Below are 2,505 nucleotides of genomic sequence, written 5' to 3'. Positions count from 1 at the left end.
CTGTGAATACCTGAAGCAACAGGGCGTGCAACCGAATTACTGCATCGTAGGCGAACCCACATCCACCGCCACGCTGGGTGATGTCATCAAGAATGGGCGGCGGGGATCGCTGTCTGGCAAGGTCGTGATTAAAGGTTTGCAGGGCCATGTGGCCTATCCCCATCTTGCCCGCAATCCGATTCATTTGTGTGCACCGGCATTGCATGAACTGGCAAGCACCGAATGGGATCAGGGAAATGAGTACTTTCCGCCCACCACCTTCCAGATTTCCAATTTCCATGCAGGTACGGGCGCGACCAACGTTGTCCCTGGCAGCGCCGAATTTCTGTTCAATATCCGATTTTCCACTGCCAGTACCGTTGAGTCGCTCAAGTCGCGTGTGCAGGCCATTTTGAATGCACATCAGCTGGAAAGCAGCATTGAATGGACGCTCGGCGGCGAACCGTTTCTGACGCCACGGGGCGAACTGTCCGAAGCCTTGTCTGCCGCGATCCAGGACGTGACGGGTGTGCAAACAACCCTGTCGACCACTGGCGGGACCTCAGACGGACGATTCATTGCGAAAATCTGTCCGCAAGTGATCGAGTTCGGGCCGATCAATGCCACTATCCATCAGATCAACGAGCATATCGAGGTCGATAGCCTGGAGCCACTGGCCGCCATTTATCGTAAAACGCTTGAAAACCTTTTGCTATAGACTGCAACTACGCAGTTGCATATCAAACATTCAATATCGGATATCTTATGGCTTCAAAAATCCACAATGAGCTCAAAACGGTGCGCGATGTTATTCGCTACGCGGTCTCCCGCTTCAATGACGCACAGCTGGCTTTTGGCCACGGCAGTGATAATGCCTGGGATGAAGCCGTCTATCTGGTCCTCTCGACATTGCACTTGCCGCTGGATACGCTGGATCCATTTCTGGATGCCCGATTGCTGGAAGACGAGAAAAAGAAATGCGTCAGCCTGATCGAGCTGCGTGTGAAAAAACGCGTCCCCCTGGCATACCTGACTGGCGAAGCCTGGCTGCAGGGCCATCGTTTCCTGACAGACAAGCGGGTAATTGTGCCGCGCTCGCCCATTTCAGAACTACTGGCTGAGCATCTTGAGCCATGGGTAGACGATCCTGAGAACGTGCAGAACGTACTAGATCTATGTACCGGCTCGGGCTGCCTGGCCATTCTTGCCGCGCTGGCTTTTCCGAATGCGCAGGTTGATGCCGTCGATCTGTCTGATCATGCCATTCGCCTGGCGCAAAGAAATGTGGACATGTATCAACTGGGCGAACGCGTAAACGTGCTGCAGGGCGATCTGTACGCACCGCTGGAAAAGCAGCGGTACGATGTCATCGTATGCAATCCACCTTACGTGAACAGCACCACCATGGCGCAACTGCCCAGTGAGTACCAGCACGAACCGGCGCTGGCGCTGGCTGGCGGGGACGATGGCATGGACATTATTCGCACGATTCTGGATCAGGCCGCCACTCACCTTGGCGACGACGGCTTTATCATTCTTGAAATCGGCAATGAATATGAAAATTTCATGAACGCTTTCCCGGCCCTCAATCCTGTATTTCTTGAAACCGCCGAGGGTGACGACTCCGTCCTGCTATTGACGCGGAAACAGTTGCAGCCACGCTGACGCTATCCTGCAAACATTCAAGGGCTTGCCGCGCGCCCTACCGAGCAAGTGCAAGCCCTGGTTTGCACGGTCGCAGGCGGCATCGAGACATTGAACGCCACTGCCGGGCGCCAGGCTGGCAAATGCGATGCGCCGGCAGCCATGATCAATGACCATCTGGGTTGAGCCCACACACCCGGGCGCTGGTCTGTGGTTGCAGATTGGTGATTGGTGCCACCTGCCATATTTTGATTGGCGCCGCCCGTCATGTTCTAATTATTCTTTTTCCTCGGATTATTCGCTTTGATTCGTTCTTCAGGCCTTACTTTACGTCGCGGCACCAAGGTGCTGCTGGAAAACGCTGATTTCGTGGTGCATCCCAAGGAGCGGGTTGGCGTCGTTGGCAAAAACGGCTCAGGCAAAACCACGTTGTTTGCCCTGTTGCAGGGCCGGATGGACGCCGATGCCGGCGATCTGTTCATTCCCGATTCTTGGCGGATTGCCACCGTCGAACAGGAAATCCACGCCACCACCCAACCGGCCCGGGAATTTGTCATTGACGGGGACAGGCATCTGCGCGAACTGCAGCAGGCGCGCGCAGCCACTCCCGATACGGACGGCACCCGCATTGCCGAGCTGGAAGCGGCGCTGGTAGAGGCAGACGCCTGGAGCGCACCGTCACGGGCCGAGCAACTGCTCGCCGGCCTGGGCTTTACGCCCGAACAATGGACCCAGGCGGTCAACAGCTTCTCCGGAGGCTGGCAAATGCGCCTGGCGCTGGCCCGCGCACTCATGGCCCCTTCGGAACTGCTGCTGCTGGACGAACCGACCAACCACCTGGACCTGGATGCCATGTTGTGGCTGGAAAAATGGCTGGCCGCC

The 2,505-nt window shown here is 56.6% G+C and carries 3 protein-coding genes; all 3 read left to right on the top strand.

The window, feature by feature from the left end; all coding sequences use genetic code 11:
- On the top strand, positions 1-697 hold a 697-nt coding region (dapE, locus tag ACTIKR_RS20620; protein WP_442328911.1), incomplete at its 5' end, for a succinyl-diaminopimelate desuccinylase.
- A 47-nt stretch (positions 698-744) separates the two neighbouring features.
- Complete coding sequence (gene prmB, locus ACTIKR_RS20615; RefSeq protein ID WP_193089035.1) at positions 745-1,644, top strand: 50S ribosomal protein L3 N(5)-glutamine methyltransferase; 900 nt, start codon at positions 745-747, stop codon at positions 1,642-1,644.
- Between the two features lie 282 nt (positions 1,645-1,926).
- Positions 1,927-2,505, top strand: a 579-nt coding sequence (locus tag ACTIKR_RS20610) for an ATP-binding cassette domain-containing protein (RefSeq protein WP_442328910.1), incomplete at its 3' end; no start/stop codon positions are given.

The organism is Advenella sp. (genome assembly GCF_052108595.1).
Lineage (GTDB): Bacteria > Pseudomonadota > Gammaproteobacteria > Burkholderiales > Burkholderiaceae_B > Advenella.
Note: the sequence above shows the minus strand (reverse complement) of the source record. Positions and strands in the feature narration are given on the sequence as shown.